The following is a 612-nucleotide window of genomic DNA, read 5'->3' as shown; positions in this document are numbered from 1 at the left end:
GCCAGCATGAGGCTGATCGCGACCAAGTGAATCAGGGCAGCATTCCGGCCTCGCCGAGGCGTGGTTAATGTGCTGTGATAACCCCGATGGCGATGACCGCAGACCAGCTACCCAATTGGGTTGTAGCCGAATGTGCTGGCACGGGAGCGAAGAGCTCGCGGCTGCGGTCCCCTCATCAAACTAGTTGAGCCGATCCGCCATAAGGGCTCTTGTTGCCGGGTCCGTCGGTGTCGAGCATTCGACTGTCCCCGCTTCGCTGATCGAGACCCCGTGTATTGAATATGTCGACCACCCGGTTGGCGACATTGCTGATGTGCTAAGCAGCATCGACCTACACCGCACGCCAGATCTCAAGACGTTCGCTCGAGCACATTCCATATTAAAACAAGAGGAAAAAGACATGGGTGAGCTCTCTTGCAGTCAGCAGATTTCTTCAAACACGTGTGAGCGGCCACGACTGATTGTCGAGGGCGCTCGCGCCGCACGGCAACAGCAAATGCTGGCATCCCTTGACCTGAATTTACTGTTGTCTCTCGAGGCGCTGCTGGAGCACCGCAACGTCACGCATGCGGCTCGGCACGTGCGCTTGAGCCAACCGTCGATGAGCCGAGC

At 58.0% G+C, this 612-nt stretch carries 1 pseudogene; it reads left to right on the top strand.

The window, feature by feature from the left end:
• Positions 1–400: 400 nt before the first annotated feature.
• A pseudogene (locus AC0L28_RS34725) lies at positions 401–612 on the top strand (LysR family transcriptional regulator); the annotation flags it as partial.

Source organism: Mesorhizobium sp. WSM4847 (genome assembly GCF_055811335.1).
Note: the sequence above shows the minus strand (reverse complement) of the source record. Positions and strands in the feature narration are given on the sequence as shown.